Source organism: Rhizobium mayense (assembly GCF_030272705.1).
GTDB lineage: Bacteria > Pseudomonadota > Alphaproteobacteria > Rhizobiales > Rhizobiaceae > Rhizobium > Rhizobium mayense.
In genome coordinates, this window is the sequence record NZ_JARFYM010000016.1 from 42,310 (window position 1) to 64,584 (window position 22,275).

Here is a 22,275-nt window from a genome sequence, read left to right on the forward strand (position 1 = left end):
AGGGCCGCACGCCCATGTCGGCGGCCCATTCAGTTAAAGATTGAGATCGAAGACCAACAGGCCGGCAAGGCCGCCATCGGTCGACGAGACGATGCGCTCGCCGACAGCGACGTGTTCGGGATGCACGAGATAGGCGTCGCGTACTTCAGGGCTCTCGAACATCACCACGAAACCGTCAACGAAGCCGCCATGCAACCCCTCCGGCGAGACATTCGGCCCGTATTTGACGTCGACGATGCCAGGAATGACCTGCCTCAGCGCAGCGACGGACTCGAAGAGCGCTTTCTTGTCATCCTGTGTCATGGCGGATTTGAGCCTCATGAAAACGCAATGCAGGATCATATTTATCTCCCTAGCTGTTTTGGCGCAGCATAGAGAGAAAGGATCGATCGGCAAGACATCGCGCCGCCGACTTAGCGCTTTTCGGTGTTACCACAGCGACCGAAACGGGGCCCGTCGCGATCAAAGAGGTCGGCGGATCAGAACGCTCTTGAAGCCGATGAGATAGCGATACTCGTCTCGACTTTGCTTCTGCCCCAAGTTTTCGCAAGAAAACCTATTGCCTTTGATAAATGTAGAACCAAGACCTGTCCCCCAAAACTGGGGCCGCATCTCGATTGATGATCGGCTGAGATCGAGAGCAAGTTGCGACATCGGAGGCTATTCACTAGGCGTTTCGCAAGCAGTGTCGATCAATATCCTTGCGATATTTTTCGCAGGCTGCGCCGCATTTGGCATATTCCGCACCTGGGCTGTAACGATGGCACCTTCTTTCAGCAGCGAGAGCTCCTCAGCGAGAGCCTTTGGATCGGCGGCACCGGCTGCTGCGGCTAGCTCGGTCAGATAGTCGACGATCAGTTGCTTATGCTCGGCCGCCGCCCGGTGCACCGGGTGGTCCGGCGAATCATATTCGCCTGCCGCTTTCATAAAAGCACAGCCGTGAAAGCCCAAAGCATTCAGTGCGCGCTCGCCGAACCAATCATCAAGGGCATCGAAAAGCGCAAGAAGTCGTTCACGCGGCTTTTCGCTTGCCTGTTCGATCGAGCTAGTCAGCCACGCCCGAAACAGCTCGTCGCGCCGCTGAAGCGCCGCCAGGACGAGTTCGTCTTTAGAGCGGAAATGCTTGTAGAGGGTCATCTTCGCAACCCCCGCCTCAGCGAGAATCGTGTCGATGCCGGTGGCATGGAAGCCCCGTGTGTAGAAAAGGCGTAGAGCAGTGTCGACAAGCTCGTCGCGCTTTGAAGGTTTCGTCATCACTGTTACCGAACAAAAAAGACAGACCTGTCTATCCATATCGTAGAAATGAGCTGCGCGCAACAGTTCGGGCGAATGCCCATCGTGAAATAAAAATTTGATTGTCGATTGACATATACAGACCTGTCTGTCTATCTTTCCATCACGCCATGACGGCGTCGACCAAGAGGAGAAACAGCATGATCCCGAAAGCCAAACCTGCCACCCGTTCTGATCCGGAACCGGTCCGTTCCCGTGCACCATCTCACGTGACGACAGTCGCAACCCGTATTCTGAAACTCACCACCATCATCGCTGGAGTTAGCATCATGACCCAATCCGTTTTCGCTCAAGACGCCGCCACCGATCAACACCTGGCTCCTGCAGTCCGTGGCTTTGTCGGGGAGCTCAACAAGAATGCGAGCCCGTTCTGGACATTGCCCGGCCCCCAGGTCCGCGCGGTGCTGACTGGGTTGCAAAAGCAGACACCGGTCGACGTTTCCGGGATAACGGTTTCCGAAAAGACCATTTCGCAAGACGGACGGAGCGTGAAGCTCTACGTCGTCAAGCCTGACCACGTGAAGGGCAGCCTGCCGGTGGTTCTCTTCATTCACGGCGGTGTGTGGATCGCAGGTGACTTTGAAAACCACAAGCGGCTCGTCCGGGACATCGCCGTTGGCTCGGGCTCAGCCGTGGTATTTGTCGAATACACGCCCATTCCTGACGCCGTCTTCCCGACCCAGATCGAGGAGAGCTATGCGGCCGCCAAGTGGGTCGCGGCCCACGGCGATGAAATCGGCGTCGACGGATCGCGGATGGCGGTGGCCGGCAACTCTGTCGGAGGCGACATGTCCGCGGCCCTGGCAATCATGGCGAAGGATCGCGGTGGCCCCAACTTCCGCTATCAAGCCCTGCTTATCCCTGCTGTGGATACGAATTTCGATACCAGCTCCTATGGAGAATTCGCAACAGGACGGTTTCTTTCCCGCGAGTTCATGGAATTCGGCTGGAACATCTATGCTCCCGACGAAAAGACCCGTGGCAATCCCTATGCGGCGCCGCTCCGTGCCTCTATCGAGCAGCTAAAGGGCCTACCTCCGGCGTTGGTGATCACCGCCGAAAACGATCCGCTCCGCGACGAGGGTGAGGCCTATGCACGCAAGCTCGCGGATGCTGGTGTGTCGGTCACTGCCACGCGCTACAACGGCACAATCCATGACTTCGTATTGCTGAACGCCTTGCGCGACCAGCCCACGACGAAGGCTGCGCTGGACCAAATCAACGCAGGCCTCCGCGAGCACCTCAAGTAACGCACCCGTCTGTTGCAACCAGGCCGGCGTCAAGCAAGCGCCGGCCTAGTTGACCAAAATGCCCACGTGCACGGTGGCCTTTGCCACTTAACTCTGAAATAGTTCCAGCTTCTGAATCCCACGGAAATCGCATGTTTACCACTGCGGAGGCCCATCAGCCGGTGATGCGGAATCCTGTCGGCCTCTCCGCGAGTGTGGTCGGTTGCTTCTCGACACTGGAAACCGAAGCTCCGGGGGGGCCTTGCCAGAAACGTTCGATCATGGTCGAAACCGCAGTATTGGGTCCCGCTATCAAAGCGCGCACGGACCCATCCGGTTCGTTGCGCACCCAGCCTGCCAGACCGAGCCTCAGAGCCTCGTCGCGCGTCCAAACGCGGAAACTAACGCCCTGTACCCTACCGGTTATCCGTACCAGGGTAGCCTCACAATCATCGGACACAGCAGCTTCCTATCCCGGCGGATTGAACGAAGAATAACGCAATTCAGGATCATAGGTCAGCCTGCTGGCATCGCCTAGAGGGACGGACAACAGGACAAGGTATCCGGCCGTTTATTTTCCACCGCACCTGGACGTCTGCCATCCGAGGATCGATTTGGCCTTGGCGTTCGAAACCGAGCCGCCATCTTCGACCACATTGAAGATGCCGACCGCGCCGGTCTGCACCGCCAGCAGGGCGGCGCTCGCTGCATCCTCCACATAGAGATTGATCGCCCCGCTGGGTGCGTCGGCGCCGGTTCCCGGTCCATAGAGCAGGCCATATCGCAAAACCGCACCGGCAATACCCGCGGTCGTAAGGGTGAGTGCCTCGAGCGTGCGTATCGCGGTTGCGCCCTCCTGAAGCGGCGTTTCTTCCGTGATCTCGCCGGCGACGGTTTGATAGGACCAGGCAATGCTTTGCGAGATCATCCGCCTCGCGCCGGCCGCGACCGCGGCATCGACCAGATTCTTGGTTCCCACTTCACGAAGGCGGGCGTTTCGAATGCGCGCTTCCCCCATCTGTGCCGGATCGAGCCCGAATGGCAGATCGGTGAGCTGGTGGATGACGATGTCGGGCTTTGCCTGCCGCAGCGCCGCCTCCAGAGCTTTGCCATCGAAAACATCGACCACCACAGGTGTCGCTCCGAGGGCGCGCAGGCTGTTGGCGCGCTCCGGCTTGCGGGTTGTACCGTGGACGGCAAAGCCCGCCTCGATCAGCATGGGGACAAGCTTGCGTCCGATCGCGCCGGTCGCGCCGGCAAGGAAAATGGTCTCGGCCATTTGGGGCTCCCAGAAAGTCTGCATCTTTATTCGCCACGGTTTTTCCCATGCTCTTGGCCCGGAAACCAGATGCAAGAATTGCAGATTTGGCTAGGCCAAGATTGAACTCAGACCTCGCGATCCGCCGCCATGCAGATGTCGTTGAGACGCGCTACAAGTGAGCGGGCCGTCTGTCTGCTTTCAAGATTGGTGAAGCCGAGCAATAGGCCGTCGTTCGATTGCTGCCCCATGTGCCAGAGCGACAGAGGCTGCAGACCGAAGCCCTCGGCCTGTGCCAACGCGGCTATCCTGCTTGCGGGTGCGCGATGGCCCTGGAACTGCATGACCAGATGCAGGCCCGCCGCAGGTGAATTTGTCGTAGCCCGATCACCGAAGACATCGCGCATGGCATCGACCAGAAACTGGCGGCGCTCGGCATAAAGTGCCCGCATCTTCTTGAGATGGCGAACGAAATAGCCCTGCTCCATGAAATCAGCGATGACAGCTTGATGAAACTCGGGGCAGCCGGCACTTGCAACGCGGCAGGCGCGCTCGAACACCTCTATCTCCGACTGAGGCACGACCAGATAGGCAAGCCGCAGCGCCGGATAGAGAACCTTGCTGAACGATCCGGTAAACAGGACGCGCTCGCCACGATCCATCGCCTTGAGCGACAGCGGCGGCCGGCGATTATATCGATACTCGCTGTCGTAATCGTCCTCGATGATCCAGCGCTGACCCTCCTCCGCCCATTTGAGCAGTTCGGCGCGACGCTCCATCGACATCATCACGCCGAGCGGACTTTGATTGGCCGGCGTGACGATGGCGAAGCGGGCATCGTGCGCAAGCCGCCTGCCCTCTTCCACAACCAGCCCATCCTGATCGACGGGAACGGGATGGAGCCTAGCATGCATGGAGCGCAGGAAATCCCGAGCGACCGGATAGCCGGGATCCTCGAACCACATGCCATTATCCGGGCGGTAAAGCGCGCGCATGATCAGTTCGAGGCTGGCACGATGACCTGCAGTCACAAAGACCTGCTCCGGCCGGCAGGCGATGCCGCGTGAAAACGCAAGATAGGCCGCGATGCGCTCGCGAAGGGCCATGAGGCCGGCTGGCTCGGGATAACCGAGCTGCCCCACGCCAAGTTGCCGCGAGCGGCGACTGACAAGTCTGTTCCAGGTCTTGCGCGGAAAGGCATCGAGAGCGGGAAGACCAAGCTGAAACGGCCTCACATTCGGTGATTGCTCGATCGGAATATGTTTTGTGGCTGAAGGCGGTGGCGCGCCTGCGTCCGGCGTCGGCAAGCGTGTGTCGACAAATGTGCCGGCAGCGCCGCGGAACACGACATATCCCTCTTCGGCAAGGATCTGATAGGCCAAGTTGATCGTTCCGCGCGACAAGCCAAGCTCGCTCGCGAGTGCTCGCACCGATGGCATCCGGTCGCCGGGTGCCAAACGGCCCTCGGCGATGGCGGTCTTGAAGCGGGCGCAGATCTGCAGGTAGATCGGATGACGGTCCTCCTGCGAAAGCGCTGTGTCTTTCGCATGGTCCGAAGATGCCTGCTTCGCCATGACGGCCATATTCCTGCATGTCGGGACTGCCGCCCCTTCTTACGATCTCGTGGCTACGGAGACTAGAGCATCCCGCTTTCAGGTGGAACCACCTGAAAGCGGATAAGATGCTCTAGATTCAAAAGACGAGAGCGACCTTTGTGCGTTCAAATGAACGCACGGCGCTCTAGCCCGAAGACAGGATGGGCGGCAAGCTGCCGTTCGGCAAGGATGCGAGACTGTTCAGCCATATCCGGCCGCACCAATCCCTGCAGATGAATGAACTGCACGGTGTTGATGCCGATCGTCGCCAGAACATGGGTGAAATAGGACGAGAGATAATCAGGCTGCTTGGCATGTGCTCCATGGTATACGCCGCCGGAACCGACGACGACGAGCGTCGGGCGATCCGCCAGCAGGCCGATTTTGTAGCCGTCCCTGTGCGTGAAGGTGCGGTTGACACGCAAGACATAATCGATCCAGAGCTTTAGCGACGCCGGCACGGTGAAATTGTGCATCGGCGTCGCGACGATCAGATAGTCGCAATCGATGAGTTCCTGAATCAATATTTCCGATTGCGCGAAAGCCGGCGCGTCGCGTTCCGCCCGTTGGACGACCGCGTCGGCGTAATCTTTGGTGATCGGTGAGGGATGCGTGGCGGAAAGATCGCGTTCGATCAGCCTGATATTGGCTTCGGATTCGAGAAGGTTGTCAGCCGCCTTTCTCGCCGTGGCATAGGCGCGCGAGGCCGAGCCAAGCGGGCTGGCATTGACGAGCAGGATGGTTTTCATGCTCCGGCCTCCTCAAGTTGCTGGCCAAAGTGTAGACCCCGCGCCAGGAGGCCATTGCGGAAATAGAAGCGCTGCGCCAGCGAGTTGGCGAGCCCGGTGTCGAGCACGAGCATGGCCCGACCATCGGCTTTCGCCAGCATGCGAACCTGCTCGATCAAGCCCTCGCCGAGTCTGGAGCGCTGGTGGGACTGGCGAACCACAAGGTCGTCGATATAGGTGAACCTTCCGTAGATCAGGTTTTCAAGATGGCGGTAGCCGGCGAGCCCCGATAGTTCATCGTCCTGCCATACACCCAACAGCCGATATCCATCCCGCTGCTGGCGCTGGACGCGTTCACGATAAATATTGGCGTCTTCGATTTGTGGTCGCAGCTCGCGCATAACCGCAAAGCTTTTCACAATATCGTCTGCGCTTTCGATGTGCCTGTAGATCATGTTGGCTCTCGCTGAATTGAGACAGACAAGAGCTACGCTTCCTATGGCCCGGTCGACAGAACCAAAAAGCGAAAAACGCAATGGGCCAAGACCGAGCTACACCAGCGCGACACATGCCTCACATTCATTTATGGCGGAAAGCTATTTCCGTTTGAAAGGCTCCATGCCCTTGCGCGCCAGTTCGTCGGCCCGCTCGTTTTCCGGGTGGCCCGCATGGCCTTTGATCCAATGCAGCGTCACCTTGTGACGGTTATAGGCCTCATCGAGCGCCTGCCACAGCTCGGCGTTCTTCACCGGCTTCTTGTCGGCGGTTTTCCAGCCGTTCTTCTTCCAGCCGAAGATCCACTTGGTAATGCCGTCCTTGACGTAGACGCTGTCGGTGTAGAGATCGACCTCGCATGGCGTCTTGAGCGCGCCCAAGGCCGAGATCGCCGCCATCAGCTCCATGCGGTTGTTGGTCGTCTCCGCCTCGCCGCCAGAAAGCTCCTTTTCAACGTCGCCATAACGCAGCACCGCGCCCCAGCCGCCTGGACCGGGATTGCCGGAGCAGGCCCCGTCGGTAAAGATATCGACGTGCTTCATGCGTTGAGCCCGTATTCGGCGCTGGAGGCGATCTGGCGATGGAAGCGCAGCTTGCGCAGATATTCGATCGGGTCTTTCTTAGTGACCAAGGCGCCCGCCGGCGTCGTCAGCCAATCGTAGAGGCGGGTCAGGAAGAAGCGCAGCGCCGAGCCACGCGACAGCGTCGGCAGAGCGGCGATTTCGGCGGCGTCCAGCGGCCGTACGCTCTGATAACCTTCCAAAAGCGCCATGCCCCTGGTGATGTTATAAGCGCCATCCTTCTCGAAGCACCAGGCGTTGAGGCAGATCGAGACATCATAGGCGAGCAGATCGTTGCAGGCGAAATAGAAATCGATCAGGCCGGAAAGCTCGTCGCCGAGGAAGAAGACGTTATCCGGAAACAGATCGGCATGGATGACGCCGTCCGGCAGGTCTTTCGGCCAATGGCTGCCAAGGAAATCGAGCTCGGCGCGGATCTCGTCCTGCAGGCCGGGCTCGACCTCGTCGGCGCGCGCTTCCGATTTTTCCCAAAGCCCCTGCCAGCCTTCAAGCGACAGCGCATTCGGCCGCTTGATGGCGAAGCCTTCGCCGGCGACATGCATCGCAGCCAGCGCCTTGCCGACCTCACGGCAATGCCTTGCCTCGGGCTTGCGCAGCCACATGCCCTCAAGGAAGGAGATCAACGCGGCCGGGCGGCCGGAGAGATTGCCAAGCAGCGCGCCGTCCTTGCGCGGCAGAGGCAATGGGCAGGAAAGGCCGCGGCTTGCCAGATGTTGCATCAGGCCGAGGAAAAACGGCAGATCGCCTTTCTCCACGCGCTTCTCATAGAGCGTCAGGATCAACGGTTCGCGCGACGTATGCAGCAGGAAGTTGGAGTTTTCGACGCCCTCGGCGATGCCCTTATAGGAGAGCAATGTACCAACGTCATATTCCGTCAGGAACCACTTCAGATCGTCTTCGGTAATATCGGTATAAACGGCCACGAATTATTCCCTGCTTGATATACTGGCCACCGCAGCCACCCGCCCTCGTGGTTCGAGACGGCCCTGCGGGCCTCCTCACCATGAGGGCTGATCTTTGGTGCCTGGCGAAACTATCTCCGCCTCATCCTGAGTTGCCCCGGCGATGCAGCGTCAGCGCATTCGGCCGGGCCTCGAAGGACGAGGTGTTCCTTCAATCTCCATTGACGAAGGCCATGTCGGCCGCTGTCAGTTCGATATTGCGCAGCTCACGATTGACGAGGAAATTCTCGGTCTCCTTGACCGTTTCGGCAAGCTCCACCACAGCATTGTAGCGGGCGCGAAAGGCCTCGATGATCTCGTTGACGATGACTTCTGGCGCAGATGCACCAGCCGAGAGGCCGACCGTTTTGACATCACCGATGTCCTCCCAATCGATCTCGGAGGCGCGCTGGACAAGCACGGATTTCGTCGCGCCGGCCCTCAGCGCCACCTCGACGAGACGCTTGGAGTTGGACGAATTCGGTGCGCCGACAACGATGAAAAGATCGCAGCCCGGAGCTGCCTCCTTCACCACTTCCTGGCGGTTGGTCGTGGCATAGCAGATCGAATCGGCTGATGGGGCGGTGAGATTCGGGAAGCGCTCTTGCAGTCGCGCGATGACGCCGGCAGTATCGTCGACGGAAAGCGTGGTCTGCGTGACGAAACCGAGATTATCGGGGTCGGCAGGCTGATAGGCGTCGGCATCCTCCACCGTCTCGATCAAAGACACCGAACCCTCGGGAAGCTGGCCCATGGTGCCGATCACTTCCGGGTGGCCCGCATGGCCGATGAGGATGACATGGCGGCCGAGGCGGTTATGCCGCATGGCCTGCTTGTGCACCTTGGAGACCAGCGGGCAGGTGGCGTCGAGATAGAAGAGATTGCGTGCATCGGCATCCGCCGGCACGGCCTTCGGTACCCCATGGGCGGAAAAGACGACGGGCTGGGCACGATGTTCTGGCGGGATTTCGTCCAGTTCCTCGACGAAGACGGCGCCCTTGGCCTCCAGCCCTTCGACGACATAGCGATTATGCACGATCTCATGACGGACATAGACCGGCGCGCCATAGGCCTTCAGCGCCAGCACGACGATCTGGATGGCACGATCGACGCCGGCGCAGAAGCCGCGCGGGCCGCAGAGCCGGATGGTCAGATCAGGTTTGGAAACCGCTATGTTCATGTCTCTTCCGAAATCAGGGACGATGGCAAAGCCATAGATAGGTTCGCCTTGCCGCTTGCTCTATTTGGCGCGCATGATCTTATCCAAAAACCGCTGCGCACTTTTTGGGATCATGCTCTAGCCGAATATTCCATCGAAATGAAGCTATTCTATTGCGCAAACCTATTGCTGGGGCGCATCCGGATGGCGTTTGCGCCACCAGAAAACGACAACGATGGCGACCAGCGCCGCCGCCAGGCCATACCAGGTCAGGGCATATTGCAGATGGTCGTTCGGCAGGTCGACGATGGTAACACCGCCGATCGGCAGACCCGCGGGATTGGGCGTCTTGTCGGCATCGACGAAGAAGGGCAGCACCTTGTCCTTCGGAAGCCCATCGCTATCAGCCATGGCATCCAGGTCTTTCCAATAGAAAATATTCTTCGCCAGATCATTGTCCGGTATGCCCGAGGGTTGGCCGGCAAGCTTGGCGCGGGCAAGGCCGGTGACGGTCTGCTCGCCCGTCAACTGCCCCTGCATGCGCATTTCCGGCTCCTTGGCGTCATAGGGAACAAAGCCTCTGTTGACGAAGAGATAGCGCCCATCCGCAAGTTGGAGCGGCGTATAGATGTGGAAACCGGGACTGCCGTCGAAGGTGGCGAAGAAATGCCGTTCCTTGTTGTTGAGGTAATGGCCGGTCGCGGTGACAACGCGATATTCGATATCGCCGCCGGACGCGGCCATGGCCTCGATCGTCGACAGCGGTACAGGAGCGGCGGCCTGGCGCTCGGCAATGTCGGCGAGCAGGCCTTCCTTCCAGTGCAGCCGCTGGACCTGCCAAGTGCCGAGGGCCAACAGGATGCCGAGCGCCACAAGCAGGATCAGCACCTTGCCGAGCTGCCACAAAACATTGGCGCGGCGAGCGGGCATGGCGGCCTCAGTCACGATGGATGCGCCCTTCGCTGGCATTGTTGCGGTATTGCAGCGCAATGAGGATGCCCTTGCACCAGCGGAGCGACAGAAGCGACAGAATGATGGTCAACGGACCGAACAACAGGATATGCACCCAGATCGGCGGCGAATAGTTGACCTGCAGCCACAGCACCAGGCCAATGACGATGAAGCCGACGATGAGGATGACGAAAACCGCCGGCCCGTCGCCTGCGTCAGCAAAAGCGTAATCGAGACCACAAGCTGCGCAACACGGCTTCAGCGACAACAGCCCATTGAAGAGCTTGCCGTTACCGCAACGCGGGCAGCATCCCTGAATGCCCACCTTGAACGGATCGACCGGTGGAAAGAGGGCGCTATCGCTGTTTGCCTGTTGATTCGGGCCTGCGTCTTGCTCTGGGCTCAAGGTTTGATCTCGATCGATTGCCATTCGCGACGAGTGTTCAGATCTCGTCCATGTCATCATCAGTAACCGCGATAGAGCCGCCCGTCCAATCCAAAAGCAGCACGCCTGCCGGAACACCAGGCATGTCCCTGCACCATGATGTCGCGGCCGAATATTCCTGCCCTTTGGAGCCGGCGTCGCGGGGATCGGAAGAAGCAATACTGCCGCCTCCGAAATCGCCGCGCTTGAAAATCGTCGTTGCGACCGTAGAAATAGGGATATGGAGAACCATCAAGAGACGAAAACCGGTCGAATCATCATTCTGAACGGCGCACCGCGATCCGGAAAATCGAGCATTGTCGAGGCCATCCAGGCAAGTTTCGACGGCCCGTGGATGAATCTCGGCGTCGATGCCTATGTGCGGCACGTCACGCCGCCGCGTTACCGGCCGGGAATCGACATGCGGCCGGGTGGCGAGCGGCCTGATCTGGAACCTCTGATTCCCCTATTCTATTCGGCGCTCTACGCCTCCATCGCTGCCCATAGCCGGCTTGGGCTCAATGTCGTCGCCGAATTCGGCCATCACGACGCCTATTCGAGGCCACTTGGAATTCTGGCGGATTGCGCCCGGCAACTGGCCGGTTTGCCCGTTCTTTTCGTCGGCGTGCATTGTCCGATCGAGACCATCATGCAGCGGCGTTTGGCGGAAGGCGCCGAAAGGCGCAATGATTACGCAGGCGTTTCAACCGATGCCTCGATTCCCGCGCCGATACTCGTCTGGCAGACGCAGGTGCATCGCCCCGGCATCTATGACCTGGAAGTCGATACTTCGATCAAAAGCCCTCAAGCCTGTGCTGACGAGATAAGGCAGCTCATGGATCGTGGCGTACCCCACCCTACAGCCTTCGAGCGGCTTGCTGCGGATAACTGAGACAGAGCCTCGAAGTCGGCTACATCGACTCGCAGGTGTTCAGGATTGCGCGACGAATGGTTTGCGAGTTTTTTAGCCTAATCCTACGGCTAGGATTCGAGCCGCCGTATGTAGCGTTCGGCTGAACGGGCAACGCCCTCCTTTGCCTTGCTCGATATGAACCTATCTTTCCAACCGCCGTAGATGCGATCGAAGCGAATGTCTGCAACGCGGCTGGCGATACGCCGGACTTCACGGGCGGGCAATGGTATCAAGTTGGGGTAGGAATACATGAAGGAAACCCATCCTTTTCCCGGGACCACTTGAACTGTGTCGCCGGCGAACAGCACTCCATTCTGGTCTGCACCGGCTTCCCATTCCAAAACAGAGCTTCCTTCAAAATGCCCACCCAGCCGATGAAGGGTAATGCCGGGCAGCACCTCGTATCGGTCTCCCGACCAGGGTCGAATATGCTCGCTCGTGCGCGTGACGTGTGGTAGATCGGCTTGGGGCAGCAGGATCGGGACGCCGCCAAGGGCTTCGCTCCACTCCACCATGCCGGTATAAAAATGCGGGTGCGAGAGGCAGATGGCCTTGATGCCACCGAGCTTTAAAATGCGATCTCGTGTTTTCTCATCCAGGATAGGGACGCAATCCCATAAAACATTTCCGCGCGGGGACAGTACCAAAAGCGCGCGCTGGCCGATACCGATGGTCGGAGAGAGACCAATGCTAGTCAAGTTTGGTTCCAGCTCGCTCCAATCATTCGCATGAGTGTAAGCAAGTGTTTCCCGGGCGATCCACTCCTGCCCGCTCTCAGGAACGAACTGTCGTTCATCATCACAAATGGAACAATTCGCAGGAGGGGCGTCATTCGACGCATAGTGCGAACCACATGCCTTGCAGATCCAAATAGACATCTGTGCGATCCTCTATAAGGCCCTGGAGCTGTTGAGGGCGAAAACAACGTTTTCGGCATTAAGGCCGGCACGTTGGAGGCGACAGCTTTGCGCCTGTTTTTCCTCGTCGGTTAATTCCAGCGCATAGCCAAAAAAAAATGTCGCCGCGAAAACCTAGGCTCGGCTTTCGCGACGACAAGCAGTTCGCAATCGATCAAAGGCTGGTCGCCGAAGGGTCCGGTGTTAGCCAGCTGCTACCGGTGCGCCCCAGCTGCCCCAGATATAGATGCAGAAGAACAGGAACAGCCAGACGACGTCGACGAAGTGCCAATACCAGGCAGCCGCCTCGAAGCCGAAATGCTGCTTCGGCGTGAAGTCGCCGCGGATCGCGCGGATCAGGCAGACCAGCAGGAAGATCGTACCGATCAGCACGTGGAAACCATGGAAGCCGGTCGCCATGAAGAAGGTCGCGCCATAGATCGTGTTTCTGAACTCGAAGGGCGCGTGCGCATATTCATAGGCCTGTACGCTGGAGAACAGTGCGCCGAGCAGCACGGTCAGAATCAGCCCCTGAATCAGGCCCCTGCGGTCATTGTGCAGTAACGCGTGGTGCGCCCAGGTGACCGTCGTACCCGAAAGCAGCAGGATGATGGTGTTGTAGATCGGCAAATGCCAGGGATCGAGGACTTCGATGCCCTTGGGCGGGAACTGGCCGCCCAGGAAGGCCGTTCGCGAGGCCTGGATCGCTTCGTTCGGAAAGAGGCTGACGTCGAAATAGGCCCAGAACCAGGCGACGAAGAACATCACCTCGGAGGCGATGAACATGATCATGCCGTAGCGCAGGTGCAGCGAGACGACGCGGGTATGGGCGCCTTCATTCGCCTCCTTTATCGTGTCCGACCACCAGCCATACATGACATAGAGGATTACGGCCAAACCGATGAAGAACAGCCATGGCTGCGCCCAATTCAGGCCGAACAGATGCACGGTACCACCGTTCAGGTAGCGCATGAAGCAGACGCCGCCAAAGGTGATGACAAAGGCCCCGAAGGCCGCTGTGATCGGCCACGGGCTGGGGTCGATGATGTGATAATCGTGGTTTTTCGTATGCGCCTCTGCCATGTCAGCAATCCCCGAATAACTTTTCCCATATCGCTTCCGGCTCAGCCGAAAGCAGTCTCCATCAAAGTTTCTTTTCCACCACCTTCGCCGCGCCGTCGTTGGAAGCCACGGGTTTCGCGCCGTCGCGCGGATAGAAGGTGTAGGATAGTGTCAGCGCCGTAATCGTCTTGGTTTCTTCCGCTTTGGTGATCTCCGGATCGACGTAGAAAACCACCGGCATCTCGCGCTTTTCCCCCGGCGCCAGATCAGTCTCGTTGAAGCAGAAGCACTGCACCTTATTGAAATAGGCACCCGCTTCCACCGGCGTGACGTTGAAAATGGCCTGTCCGCGCGTCGGCTGGTCGGATTTGTTCTCGACCAGGAAATTGACCTGAACCGTCTCGCCGATCTTCATCGTGACCGCCTTCTGTTCCGCCTGGAAGTCCCAGGGCACGCCGGGCGCGACATTGGTGTCGAAGGAGACCGTAACCGGCTTGTCGAGAATGACGCTGGAGACCTGGTCGACGCGCTGCGTCGTGCCGTTGAAACCGGTCACCTCACAGAAGATGCGATAGAGCGGTACGGCGGCGGCGCACATGGCGCCCATACCGACCACGAAGCTCAGGCACATAGCAACCACCAGGCCGTTGTTGCGGCCGGCACTCCTTGCCTTGCTTGTTGTCCCCTCCTCCATCACGCCTCCTCAAACGTGTCCGGTGCCAACCTTGATGATGGTGATCGCGTAAAACAGGATCACCAGGCCGGCGAGCACCAGGCCGAGCGCGATGTTGCGCCCTCGCCGCGATTTCTTTTGCGCTTCCGTAAGCTTTACGACTTCGATCACAGCCAGCCTCCCGCACCGCCAGACATCAGCACAGCAACAAGCCGGTCGATCAGCAGTGCCGAAAAGATTGCGAAGAGATAGAAGATCGAGAAGGCGAAGAGTTTCTTCGCCGGGATCATCTTCACATCGCCATCCGGCATGCGCCAGACGGCGATGGAACAGTAAATGAAGATCGCGCCGAGCACGGCTGCGACAATACCATAGCCTAAACTCGCGAAGCCCATAAACGCCGGCACAATGCCGACGACAGCCGTCAGCACGGCATAGGCGACGATCTGGTTCTTGGTGGCCGGCACGCCCGCTACGTTCGGCAGCATCGGCACGCCGACGGCCTCATAGTCGCGCATCTTGAACAGCGCCAGCGCCCAGAAATGCGCCGGCGTCCACAGGAAGATCATCAGGAAGAGCACGACGCTTTCGATCGTCACGTTGCCGGTGACGCAAGCCCAGCCTATGACGGGCGGGAAAGCGCCCGCGGCGCCGCCGATGACGATATTCTGCGATGTCGAGCGCTTCAGCCACATCGTGTAGATGACGGCATAGAAGAAAATGGTAAAGGCGAGAATCCCCGCCGAAAGCCAGTTCACGGCAAGCCCGAGGATCGTTACCGAGAAGCCTGACAGCACCAGCCCGAAGGCAAGCGCTTCCGACGCCGTAACGCGGCCCGCCGGGATCGGACGGCGCGCGGTGCGGCTCATGACCGCGTCGATGTCGGCGTCATACCACATGTTCAGCGCGCCGGACGCGCCTGCGCCGACAGCAATACAGAGAATGGCGATCAGGCCGAGAACCGGGTTGATATGGCCGGGCGCCAGAACCAGACCGGCGAAAGCCGTAAAGACGACCAGCGACATGACCCGCGGTTTCAGAAGCTCGAAATAATCGCGCGCACTCGCTTCCGACAAGCCGGTTTCGCCTTTCTTTGCGAGTACTTCGTGATTGTCGATGACCGTCATTCTCTCATCCAATGTCAGTTTAGCCGGACGCCGCTTATCACGGCGTCCGGAAATAAGCTACTTGATACGCGGCAGCTCTTCCCACTGATGGTACGGCGGCGGCGAAGAAAGTTGCCATTCCAGAGTGGTCGCACCCTCGCCCCAGGGGTTGTTGCCGGCAACGCGCTTCTTTGCGAAAGCATCGATGACGCCCCAGAAGAAGAAGCAAAGGCCGACGGCCGCAACATAGGACCCGATGGAGGAAACGAAATTCCAGCCGGCGAACGCATCCGGATAGTCGATGTAGCGGCGCGGCATGCCGGCACGACCGAGGAAGTGCTGCGGGAAGAATATCATGTTGACGCCGATGAAGGTGATCCAGAAATGGGCGTTGCCGATCTTCTCATTGTACATGTAGCCGGTCATCTTCGGGAACCAGTAGTACCAGGCAGCGAAGATGGCGAAGACGGCGCCGAGCGACAGCACGTAGTGGAAGTGCGCTACGACGTAGTAGGTGTCCTGCCATACGCGGTCGAGACCGGCATTGGCGAGCTGAACGCCCGTGACGCCGCCCACCGTGAACAGGAAGATGAAGCCGATCGCCCAGATCATCGGCGTGCGGAACTCGATCGAGCCGCCCCACATCGTCGCGATCCAGGAGAAGATCTTCACGCCGGTCGGAACGGCGATGACCATCGTCGCGAAGACGAAGTAGCGCTGCGTGTCGAGCGACAGGCCGACCGTATACATGTGGTGGGCCCAGACGACGAAGCCGACGGCGCCGATTGCAACCATGGCATAGGCCATGCCGAGATAGCCGAAGATCGGCTTGCGCGAGAAGGTCGAGATAATGTGGCTGATCATGCCGAAGCCGGGCAGGATCAGGATGTAGACTTCGGGGTGGCCGAAGAACCAGAACAGGTGCTGGTAAAGGATCGGGTCACCGCCGCCTTCCGGCGCGAAGAAGGTCGTGCCGAAGTTGCGGTCGGTCAGCACCATGGTGATGGCGCCAGCGAGAACCGGCAGCGACAGGAGCAGCAGGAAGGCAGTGATCAGCACCGACCAGGCAAACAGCGGCATCTTGTGCAGCGTCATGCCCGGGGCGCGCATGTTGAGGATGGTGGTGATGAAGTTGATCGCACCGAGGATCGACGAAGCACCGGCAATATGCAGAGCGAAGATCACCAGATCGACCGCCGGGCCGGGATGGCCGACGAGGCCCGACAGCGGTGGATACAGCGTCCAGCCGCCACCCGCGCCATAAGCGCCGGCAGGGCCTTCGACGAACATCGAAAGAACCAGCAGCAGGAAGGCGGGAACGATCAGCCAGAAGGAAATGTTGTTCAGGCGCGGGAAAGCCATGTCCGGCGCGCCGATCATGATCGGCACCATCCAATTAGCAAAACCGCCGATCATCGCCGGCATGACCATGAAGAAGATCATGATCAGCGCGTGAGCGGTGACGAAGACGTTGTACATCTGCTTGCCGCCGTCGATGGAGGCATCACCAGAGTAACCATAGACCATGGAGGCCAGACCGCTGAAGATCTGGATGCCCGGCTCCTGCAATTCCATGCGGATCGCGACGGACAATAGGAAACCGATGACGCCGGCAAAGATCGCAAACACCAGATAGAGGGTGCCGATGTCCTTGTGGTTCGTCGAGAAGAGCCAGCGGTTCGCGAAACTGAGCTTGTGAGAGTGATGGTCGTCATGCGCGTGAGCGTCATGAAGAGCGTGCGAATGATCGTCGTGTGCCGTAGATCCAGCCATTATCCCTATCCCTCTTACTGAGCCGTGTTTTCAGCGACGTTGACGGTAGCCGGCTGATCGACTGCGGCCATCAGGGCCTTGTTTGCCTTGCTCAGGTCACTGGCGGCAGTGGTCAGCCACTGCTGGTATTGATCCTGGGAAACGACGCGGATGGCGATCGGCATGAATGCATGGTCCTTGCCGCAAAGCTCGGAACACTGTCCGTAGAACAGGCCCTCACGGTCGGCCTTGAACCAGGTTTCGTTCAAACGGCCGGGAATGGCGTCGATCTTGATGCCGAAGGACGGCATCGCGAAGGAGTGGATGACATCCGTCGGCGCAGCGGTGACGAGAACGCGCACAACCTTGCTGACGGGCAGCACCAACTCGTTGTCGACGGCGAGAAGCCGCGGATATTTCGATTTGTCTTCCTTGCCGGCCGCGGCGCGGTCTTGGTCCTTCAGGAGGAAGGAATCGAAATCCAGCGGCGTGTTGCCGCTATTTTCATATTCATAGTTCCACTGCCACTGCGTGGCCGTCGCCTTGACGGTAACGTCAGGATTTTGCGGGAACGTCAACTGCGCGGTCAGAAGATCGAAGGACGGAACGGCCAGGAACAGAAGAATGAGGACCGGGCCGACGGTCCAGATGACCTCGATCAGCGTGTTGTGGCTCGTTCTGGAGGGCACAGGATTTTTCGAGGCCCGGAACTTGACCATGACGACGATCAAGAGGACCAGCACCAGCAGCGTGATCGGAACGATAAACCAAAGCGTGTATGCTTCGAACCAGCGTATTGCATGCATGTTGCCGGTTGCCGCCTCTTGCAAGCCGGTTTCCCACGGTCTTGGCTGATCGGCATAGCTGCCGGTCGCAAAAAGCAGACAGGCGGTAGCCGCCAGAGCTGCGTAAGCCCTCTTAATCACGATGTTTCTCCCTCCAGCGTTTGATCCCAGATCAATCTCAAACGCAGTATCCCTACAGTCCATTGCGCTTCAAACCACAGTTTGGAGCACTCCGCAACAACTCCCGACATTTGTCCGTGCGGCATTTTTGCGCGAAGTATGGTCCCCCTACTCGCCGAAACATGGCAAGCATTTCATCATCATACGAAAAATTGCATGATGGTCCATCGCATTGCCTGGGCAAAATAGGATAGAGGTCGTATTTCCGCCGCAGTCGGTTGGAATCCAGCACCCGGGGCTTTTCATTTGCCGGCCTGGGCTTCAACAATAGCGGCACTGATTCGAATCTAGAGGTTTCCATGGGTTTTCGTTCCCTCGCCCGGCTTTCGTTTGTCACCGCCAGCATCGCTGCCGCGGCCGCAACGCCCGTTCTGGCGCAGCAGGCACAGCAAACACAACCGGCGCCCCAGGCTCAACCGCTGCAAACCCCGCCGCCGCAGCAGCCGGGGCAGCAGCCGCCTGCGCATACCCAGCAGCTTCCGACCAGCCAGGTTCCACAACCGCCGGGTACGGTGCGGTCGAGCCACGGCGCGTGGTCCGTCGTCTGCGACAAGCCGGCCGGCGCATCGACCGAACAGTGCGCGCTGATGCAGAACGTCATCGCCGAGGACCGGCCGGAGGTCGGCCTTTCGGTCGTCGTGCTGAAGACAGCCGACCGAAAGTCGAAGATCCTTCGCGTGCTGGCGCCGCTCGGCGTGCTGCTGCCGAACGGCCTCGGCCTCAACGTCGACGGCAAGGATATCGGCCGCGCCTATTTCGTGCGTTGCTTCTCGGACGGCTGCTATGCCGAAGTGGTGCTTGAGGACGAGCTGCTGAAGACGCTGCGCAGCGGCGCGACCGCAACGTTCATCGTCTTTCAGTCGCCGGAGGAAGGCATCGGCATTCCCGTCGATCTCAAGGGCTTTGCCGAGGGCTACGACGCGCTTCCGTAATGCGACAGGGCTTGCTCTCTCGTCATCCGAAACCTACATCGGCTCTGAACGGAGCACCTGACCCATGAATACCGATCTCCTTACCTTGTTCGATACCGACGAAACCAAGCTGCGCGGCGTCGTCGCCGACGCACTTACCGGTGCCGACGACGGCGAACTCTTTGTCGAGCATATCCAGGCCGAATCGCTGACCTTCGACAACGGACGCATGAAGGGCGGCAGCTTCAACACCGAACAAGGCTTTGGCCTGCGCGCCGTCGCGGGCGAAGCGGTGGGCTACGCCCATGCGGGCGATCTGTCCGAAGTGGCGCTAAAGCGCGCCGCCGATGCGGTGCGCGCCGTCACTAGCGGCTATGCGGGCTCTTACGCCGCGGCCCCTCAGCGCACAAATAAAGTACTCTACAGCGACGAGAACCCGATCGGCAGCCCGAGCTTCGAAGACAAGGCGAAGCTGCTGCAGGAAATCGACAGCTATCTGCGCGACAAGGACGGCAAGGTGCGCCAGGTAACCGCCTCCATCGCCGCAAGCTGGCAGGTGGTCGATATCCTGCGCGCCGACGGCCATCGCGTTCGCGACATCAGGCCGATGACGCGCATCAATATCTCGGTGATGGTCGGCGAAGGCGACCGGCAGGAATCAGGTTCCTATGGTACGGGCGGACGCATCGGCTTCGGCGATTTCATCACGCAGGAAAATTGGCGCCGCGGTGCCGACGAGGCTTTGCGCCAGGCGCTGATCAATCTCAAAGCGATCGATGCGCCGGCCGGCACGATGGATGTCGTTCTCGGCTCTGGCTGGCCGGGTGTCATGCTGCACGAAGCGGTAGGCCATGGGCTGGAAGGCGATTTCAATCGCAAGAAGACCTCGGCTTTTGCAGGGCTGCTTGGCCAGATGGTCGCCGCTCCCGGCGTAACGGTCGTCGACGACGGCACGATCGAAAACCGCCGCGGCTCGATTACGGTCGACGACGAAGGCACACCATCGGCTTACAACGTACTGATAGAAAACGGCAAGCTGGTCGGCTATATGCAGGACCGGCAGAATGCCCGTCTCATGGGCATGAAGGCAACCGGCAACGGCCGCCGCCAGGGCTACGCCCACACGCCGATGCCGCGCATGACCAACACCTATATGCTCGGCGGCGACAAGACGCCGGAGGAAATCATCGCCTCGGTGAAGAAGGGCATCTATGCCGTCTCCTTCGGCGGCGGCCAGGTGGACATCACCTCCGGCAAATTCGTCTTCGGCTGCACCGAAGCTTACCTGATCGAGGACGGCAAGGTCGGTGCGCCGATCAAGGGCGCCATGCTGATCGGCAACGGCCCGGATGCGATGAAGCGCGTCTCGATGATCGGCAACGACATGAAGCTCGACACCGGCATCGGCAATTGCGGCAAAGGCGGCCAGTGGGTGCCCGTCGGCGTTGGCCAGCCTCATCTGAGGATGGATCAGGTGACGGTCGGCGGTACGAAGGCGTAGCGGTTAAAACTACGAACTGATCCCCTCCCCTGGGTGGAACCGCCATTTCCGCTCGACGGCCGCGGCAAGATCGAGGCCGTTGCGGTGGGCGAAGAGGAGGACATGGCCAAGCACGTCGGCGGTCTCGTCGGCCAGCGCTGTCGCCAGTTCTTCATCGCTCATGCCCTTGCGTCTTCCGCGGCCGGTCGTCTTGTTCCAGATCTGGGTGAGCTCGCCCATCTCCTCCAGCAGTTTCAGCACGAACCAGTCGCCGTCGCGTTCCAATCCGTTGGCCGCGGCGTAAGCGGCGGAGGCTTTTTCGAATTGTTGGATCAGGCTGGACAGCATCGATATTGTTCCCTGTATGTTCTCGCAACACCAGTGAACGATTCTGCTGGAAATGTCGAGACGGCGGAGCTTACGCCCCGCCGTCTCGATAGTCCCGAATCCTGATTTCCGCTCAGCCCTTGTTCGGCAGTAACATGCAGTTGAAATCTTTGCGCTTTAGGGCGGCACAGGCGGTATTCGCCTCATCGCGGCTGTCGAAGCCGACAAAGCGGGCGCGATAGACCGTGCTGCGGCCTTTTCCGACGGCCTCGGTATAAGGCGCAGCGTTGGCCAGCGCATCACCGGCCTTGGACTGAGCTTCGGACAGCAGGTCCTTGGCGGCCTGCGCCGTCGGGGTAGCTGCAATCTGCACCTGCCAGCCGCCGGCGGTAGCCGGTTTGCCGGCATTCTGGATTTCATCCATTGCCATCGGGCGATCCACCGGCACGGTCACGTTCGTCGTGGCGGCATAGGCGAGCGGGGTTGGAGAGGGGGTGAACTCGGCGTGTTTACGAGTCGTGGCCGTGCGCGCCGTGGCCGTGGTTTGCGCATCGACATCGACGGCAACATCATCCGTCGCCGAAGCGACTTCAACCTGCTTTGCACCGCCGACGCTAGCCACGAGGCGCGATGAGGCGGCGGAAGTAGCTTTCGGCACGTAACGATTGAGAAGCGAAGCCATGAATGCGTCGCGGCCACGAGCGGTCGCGCCGCCCATCACCACGCCGATGACGCGGCGGTTGCCCTGGCGAACGGCGCTGACGATGTTGAAGCCGGAGGCATTGGTGTAGCCGGTCTTGATGCCGTCCATGCCCTCATAGCGATACATCAGATTGTTATGACCACGAATACGGCTGCCGCGATAGGTGAAGCCAGACTGCGAGAACAGCCGGTACTCCTGAGGGTAGTTGTTGATGAGCGCAACGGCGAGCGTCGACATGTCGCGCGCGGTCGTCACCTGCTCCATGCTCGGCAAGCCAGAGGGGTTGGTGAAGACGGTGCGGCGCATGCCGAGTTCACGCGCCTTCTGCGTCATGATGCGGGCAAATCCGCTTTCACTGCCGCCCAGCGCTTCGCCCATGGCAGTGGCGGCGTCGTTGGCGGACTTGATGATCATGCCGTCGACGGCATCCCGGACAGTGAGGGTGCTGCCCGGCTTCAAGCCGAGCTTGGTCGGAGGCTTGGCTGCGGCGTTACGCGACACCGGTATCGCGCTGTTCCAGCTGAGCTTGCCGCGGTGAATCGCCTCGAAGGTCAGGTACAACGTCATCATCTTGGTCAGCGAAGCGGGATGATTGAGATCATCAGCATTATCCGAGGCGAGAACCTTGCCGGACTTCGCATCCATAATCAGATAGGCGCTGCCCGCAAAGCTCGCCACAGGTGCGCCCAATAGCAAGACGGCCGCAGAAAGGGCCATCAAAAGTTTTTTCATAATCGTCCCCAACCGAAACAAATGCCAATACACCGCATCAACCCATTGTGCGCTTTTGCGACAAAAGCCTGATTTCGGTGCGATATTGAGGCAACACCCTC

The 22,275-nt window shown here is 59.7% G+C and carries 25 protein-coding genes; 4 read left to right on the plus strand and 21 right to left on the minus strand.

Annotated elements, in window-relative coordinates:
• Positions 1 to 33: 33 nt before the first annotated feature.
• Together PY649_RS19365 and PY649_RS19370 are read right to left on the minus strand one after the other, a co-directional pair.
• Entirely contained in the window at positions 34 to 342 is a 309-nt protein-coding gene (locus tag PY649_RS19365) for a Dabb family protein (protein ID WP_285870238.1), read from the minus strand.
• A gap of 318 nt (positions 343 to 660) precedes the next feature.
• The gene (locus tag PY649_RS19370) at positions 661 to 1,317 is read right to left on the minus strand and encodes a TetR/AcrR family transcriptional regulator (protein ID WP_285870239.1); all 657 of its coding nucleotides are present in this window, start codon (positions 1,315 to 1,317) and stop codon (positions 661 to 663) included.
• A 206-nt stretch (positions 1,318 to 1,523) separates the two neighbouring features.
• On the opposite strand from PY649_RS19370, the gene PY649_RS19375 reads away from it, so the two are divergent.
• On the plus strand, positions 1,524 to 2,543 hold the full coding sequence (locus tag PY649_RS19375; RefSeq protein WP_432761379.1) for an alpha/beta hydrolase: 1,020 nt from the start codon (positions 1,524 to 1,526) through the stop codon (positions 2,541 to 2,543).
• Between the two features lie 154 nt (positions 2,544 to 2,697).
• Here PY649_RS19375 and PY649_RS19380 read toward each other — a convergent pair whose 3' ends face one another.
• The 10 genes from PY649_RS19380 to PY649_RS19425 form a co-directional block, all read right to left on the minus strand.
• Positions 2,698 to 2,982, minus strand: coding sequence for an acylphosphatase (locus PY649_RS19380; RefSeq protein ID WP_285870241.1), 285 nt, complete (start codon positions 2,980 to 2,982; stop codon positions 2,698 to 2,700).
• 111 nt (positions 2,983 to 3,093) lie between these two features.
• Positions 3,094 to 3,801 (minus strand): NAD-dependent epimerase/dehydratase family protein, encoded by a 708-nt coding sequence (locus tag PY649_RS19385; RefSeq protein ID WP_285870242.1) that lies wholly within the window; start codon positions 3,799 to 3,801, stop codon positions 3,094 to 3,096.
• A 107-nt stretch (positions 3,802 to 3,908) separates the two neighbouring features.
• Positions 3,909 to 5,354, minus strand: coding sequence for a MocR-like pyridoxine biosynthesis transcription factor PdxR (pdxR, locus tag PY649_RS19390; RefSeq protein WP_285870243.1), 1,446 nt, complete (start codon positions 5,352 to 5,354; stop codon positions 3,909 to 3,911).
• 146 nt (positions 5,355 to 5,500) lie between these two features.
• A complete protein-coding gene (locus PY649_RS19395) occupies positions 5,501 to 6,124 on the minus strand; it encodes an FMN-dependent NADH-azoreductase (RefSeq protein WP_285870244.1) in 624 nt (207 codons plus the stop codon).
• Positions 6,121 to 6,558, minus strand: coding sequence for a GNAT family N-acetyltransferase (locus PY649_RS19400; protein WP_285870245.1), 438 nt, complete (start codon positions 6,556 to 6,558; stop codon positions 6,121 to 6,123). The genes PY649_RS19395 and PY649_RS19400 overlap by 4 nt, the downstream gene beginning before the upstream one ends.
• A gap of 141 nt (positions 6,559 to 6,699) precedes the next feature.
• Positions 6,700 to 7,140 carry a ribonuclease HI gene (rnhA, locus tag PY649_RS19405; protein ID WP_285870246.1) on the minus strand — a complete coding sequence of 147 codons (441 nt, stop codon included), beginning with the start codon at positions 7,138 to 7,140 and terminating at the stop codon, positions 6,700 to 6,702.
• Positions 7,137 to 8,102, minus strand: a complete 966-nt coding sequence (locus tag PY649_RS19410; RefSeq protein WP_285870247.1) for a homoserine kinase — start codon at positions 8,100 to 8,102, stop codon at positions 7,137 to 7,139. Before PY649_RS19410 ends, rnhA begins: the two co-directional genes overlap by 4 nt.
• Before the next feature lie 190 nt (positions 8,103 to 8,292).
• On the minus strand, positions 8,293 to 9,300 hold the full coding sequence (gene ispH / locus PY649_RS19415; RefSeq protein WP_285870248.1) for a 4-hydroxy-3-methylbut-2-enyl diphosphate reductase: 1,008 nt from the start codon (positions 9,298 to 9,300) through the stop codon (positions 8,293 to 8,295).
• A 162-nt stretch (positions 9,301 to 9,462) separates the two neighbouring features.
• Positions 9,463 to 10,209 carry an SURF1 family protein gene (locus tag PY649_RS19420; RefSeq protein ID WP_285870341.1) on the minus strand — a complete coding sequence of 249 codons (747 nt, stop codon included), beginning with the start codon at positions 10,207 to 10,209 and terminating at the stop codon, positions 9,463 to 9,465.
• Positions 10,210 to 10,216: 7 nt separating this feature from the next.
• The gene (locus tag PY649_RS19425; RefSeq protein ID WP_285870249.1) at positions 10,217 to 10,636 is read right to left on the minus strand and encodes a DUF983 domain-containing protein; all 420 of its coding nucleotides are present in this window, start codon (positions 10,634 to 10,636) and stop codon (positions 10,217 to 10,219) included.
• A 259-nt stretch (positions 10,637 to 10,895) separates the two neighbouring features.
• Here PY649_RS19425 and PY649_RS19430 point away from each other — a divergent pair, with 259 nt between their 5' ends.
• Entirely contained in the window at positions 10,896 to 11,546 is a 651-nt protein-coding gene (locus tag PY649_RS19430; RefSeq protein WP_285870250.1) for a chloramphenicol phosphotransferase CPT family protein, read from the plus strand.
• A gap of 89 nt (positions 11,547 to 11,635) precedes the next feature.
• On the opposite strand, the gene PY649_RS19435 is transcribed toward PY649_RS19430, so the two are convergent.
• The 7 genes from PY649_RS19435 to coxB all read right to left on the minus strand — a co-directional run bounded on the left by PY649_RS19435 (position 11,636) and on the right by coxB (position 17,982).
• Positions 11,636 to 12,445, minus strand: coding sequence for an MBL fold metallo-hydrolase (locus tag PY649_RS19435; protein ID WP_285870251.1), 810 nt, complete (start codon positions 12,443 to 12,445; stop codon positions 11,636 to 11,638).
• Between the two features lie 222 nt (positions 12,446 to 12,667).
• Positions 12,668 to 13,546, minus strand: a complete 879-nt coding sequence (locus tag PY649_RS19440) for a cytochrome c oxidase subunit 3 (RefSeq protein WP_285870252.1) — start codon at positions 13,544 to 13,546, stop codon at positions 12,668 to 12,670.
• A gap of 61 nt (positions 13,547 to 13,607) precedes the next feature.
• On the minus strand, positions 13,608 to 14,219 hold the full coding sequence (locus PY649_RS19445; RefSeq protein ID WP_285870253.1) for a cytochrome c oxidase assembly protein: 612 nt from the start codon (positions 14,217 to 14,219) through the stop codon (positions 13,608 to 13,610).
• Between the two features lie 9 nt (positions 14,220 to 14,228).
• Entirely contained in the window at positions 14,229 to 14,366 is a 138-nt protein-coding gene (locus PY649_RS19450; protein ID WP_490385306.1) for a cytochrome c oxidase system small membrane protein, read from the minus strand.
• Entirely contained in the window at positions 14,366 to 15,325 is a 960-nt protein-coding gene (locus tag PY649_RS19455) for a heme o synthase (RefSeq protein ID WP_285870254.1), read from the minus strand. The genes PY649_RS19450 and PY649_RS19455 overlap by 1 nt, the downstream gene beginning before the upstream one ends.
• A gap of 57 nt (positions 15,326 to 15,382) precedes the next feature.
• Positions 15,383 to 17,077: a cytochrome c oxidase subunit I gene (gene ctaD / locus PY649_RS19460; RefSeq protein ID WP_285870255.1), complete on the minus strand. Its 1,695-nt coding sequence runs from the start codon at positions 17,075 to 17,077 to the stop codon at positions 15,383 to 15,385.
• A gap of 14 nt (positions 17,078 to 17,091) precedes the next feature.
• A complete protein-coding gene (coxB, locus tag PY649_RS19465) occupies positions 17,092 to 17,982 on the minus strand; it encodes a cytochrome c oxidase subunit II (RefSeq protein WP_285870256.1) in 891 nt (296 codons plus the stop codon).
• A gap of 338 nt (positions 17,983 to 18,320) precedes the next feature.
• Here coxB and PY649_RS19470 point away from each other — a divergent pair, with 338 nt between their 5' ends.
• Positions 18,321 to 18,953, plus strand: a complete 633-nt coding sequence (locus tag PY649_RS19470) for an invasion associated locus B family protein (protein WP_285870257.1) — start codon at positions 18,321 to 18,323, stop codon at positions 18,951 to 18,953.
• A 64-nt stretch (positions 18,954 to 19,017) separates the two neighbouring features.
• On the plus strand, positions 19,018 to 20,433 hold the full coding sequence (tldD, locus tag PY649_RS19475) for a metalloprotease TldD (protein WP_285870258.1): 1,416 nt from the start codon (positions 19,018 to 19,020) through the stop codon (positions 20,431 to 20,433).
• A gap of 9 nt (positions 20,434 to 20,442) precedes the next feature.
• Here the strand turns inward: tldD and PY649_RS19480 are convergent, their stop codons facing one another.
• Positions 20,443 to 20,760, minus strand: coding sequence for a nucleoside triphosphate pyrophosphohydrolase family protein (locus PY649_RS19480; protein ID WP_285870259.1), 318 nt, complete (start codon positions 20,758 to 20,760; stop codon positions 20,443 to 20,445).
• 112 nt (positions 20,761 to 20,872) lie between these two features.
• A complete protein-coding gene (locus PY649_RS19485) occupies positions 20,873 to 22,174 on the minus strand; it encodes a D-alanyl-D-alanine carboxypeptidase family protein (protein WP_285870342.1) in 1,302 nt (433 codons plus the stop codon).
• Between the last annotated feature and the right edge of the window lie 101 nt (positions 22,175 to 22,275).

Bases quoted from the DNA above. Each gene is read 5' to 3' on its own strand.
- PY649_RS19480 (WP_285870259.1), bottom strand. From the start codon at position 20,760: ATGCTGTCCAGCCTGATCCAACAATTCGAAAAAGCCTCCGCCGCTTAC.
- pdxR (WP_285870243.1), bottom strand. From the start codon at position 5,354: ATGGCGAAGCAGGCATCTTCGGACCATGCGAAAGACACAGCGCTTTCG.
- PY649_RS19440 (WP_285870252.1), bottom strand. From the start codon at position 13,546: ATGGCAGAGGCGCATACGAAAAACCACGATTATCACATCATCGACCCC.
- PY649_RS19455 (WP_285870254.1), bottom strand. From the start codon at position 15,325: ATGACGGTCATCGACAATCACGAAGTACTCGCAAAGAAAGGCGAAACC.
- PY649_RS19430 (WP_285870250.1), top strand. From the start codon at position 10,896: ATGGAGAACCATCAAGAGACGAAAACCGGTCGAATCATCATTCTGAAC.
- rnhA (WP_285870246.1), bottom strand. From the start codon at position 7,140: ATGAAGCACGTCGATATCTTTACCGACGGGGCCTGCTCCGGCAATCCC.
- PY649_RS19485 (WP_285870342.1), bottom strand. From the start codon at position 22,174: ATGAAAAAACTTTTGATGGCCCTTTCTGCGGCCGTCTTGCTATTGGGC.
- PY649_RS19435 (WP_285870251.1), bottom strand. From the start codon at position 12,445: ATGTCTATTTGGATCTGCAAGGCATGTGGTTCGCACTATGCGTCGAAT.
- PY649_RS19385 (WP_285870242.1), bottom strand. From the start codon at position 3,801: ATGGCCGAGACCATTTTCCTTGCCGGCGCGACCGGCGCGATCGGACGC.
- PY649_RS19470 (WP_285870257.1), top strand. From the start codon at position 18,321: ATGGGTTTTCGTTCCCTCGCCCGGCTTTCGTTTGTCACCGCCAGCATC.
- PY649_RS19400 (WP_285870245.1), bottom strand. From the start codon at position 6,558: ATGATCTACAGGCACATCGAAAGCGCAGACGATATTGTGAAAAGCTTT.
- PY649_RS19395 (WP_285870244.1), bottom strand. From the start codon at position 6,124: ATGAAAACCATCCTGCTCGTCAATGCCAGCCCGCTTGGCTCGGCCTCG.
- PY649_RS19365 (WP_285870238.1), bottom strand. From the start codon at position 342: ATGATCCTGCATTGCGTTTTCATGAGGCTCAAATCCGCCATGACACAG.
- ispH (WP_285870248.1), bottom strand. From the start codon at position 9,300: ATGAACATAGCGGTTTCCAAACCTGATCTGACCATCCGGCTCTGCGGC.
- PY649_RS19445 (WP_285870253.1), bottom strand. From the start codon at position 14,219: ATGGAGGAGGGGACAACAAGCAAGGCAAGGAGTGCCGGCCGCAACAAC.
- PY649_RS19420 (WP_285870341.1), bottom strand. From the start codon at position 10,209: ATGCCCGCTCGCCGCGCCAATGTTTTGTGGCAGCTCGGCAAGGTGCTG.
- tldD (WP_285870258.1), top strand. From the start codon at position 19,018: ATGAATACCGATCTCCTTACCTTGTTCGATACCGACGAAACCAAGCTG.
- ctaD (WP_285870255.1), bottom strand. From the start codon at position 17,077: ATGGCTGGATCTACGGCACACGACGATCATTCGCACGCTCTTCATGAC.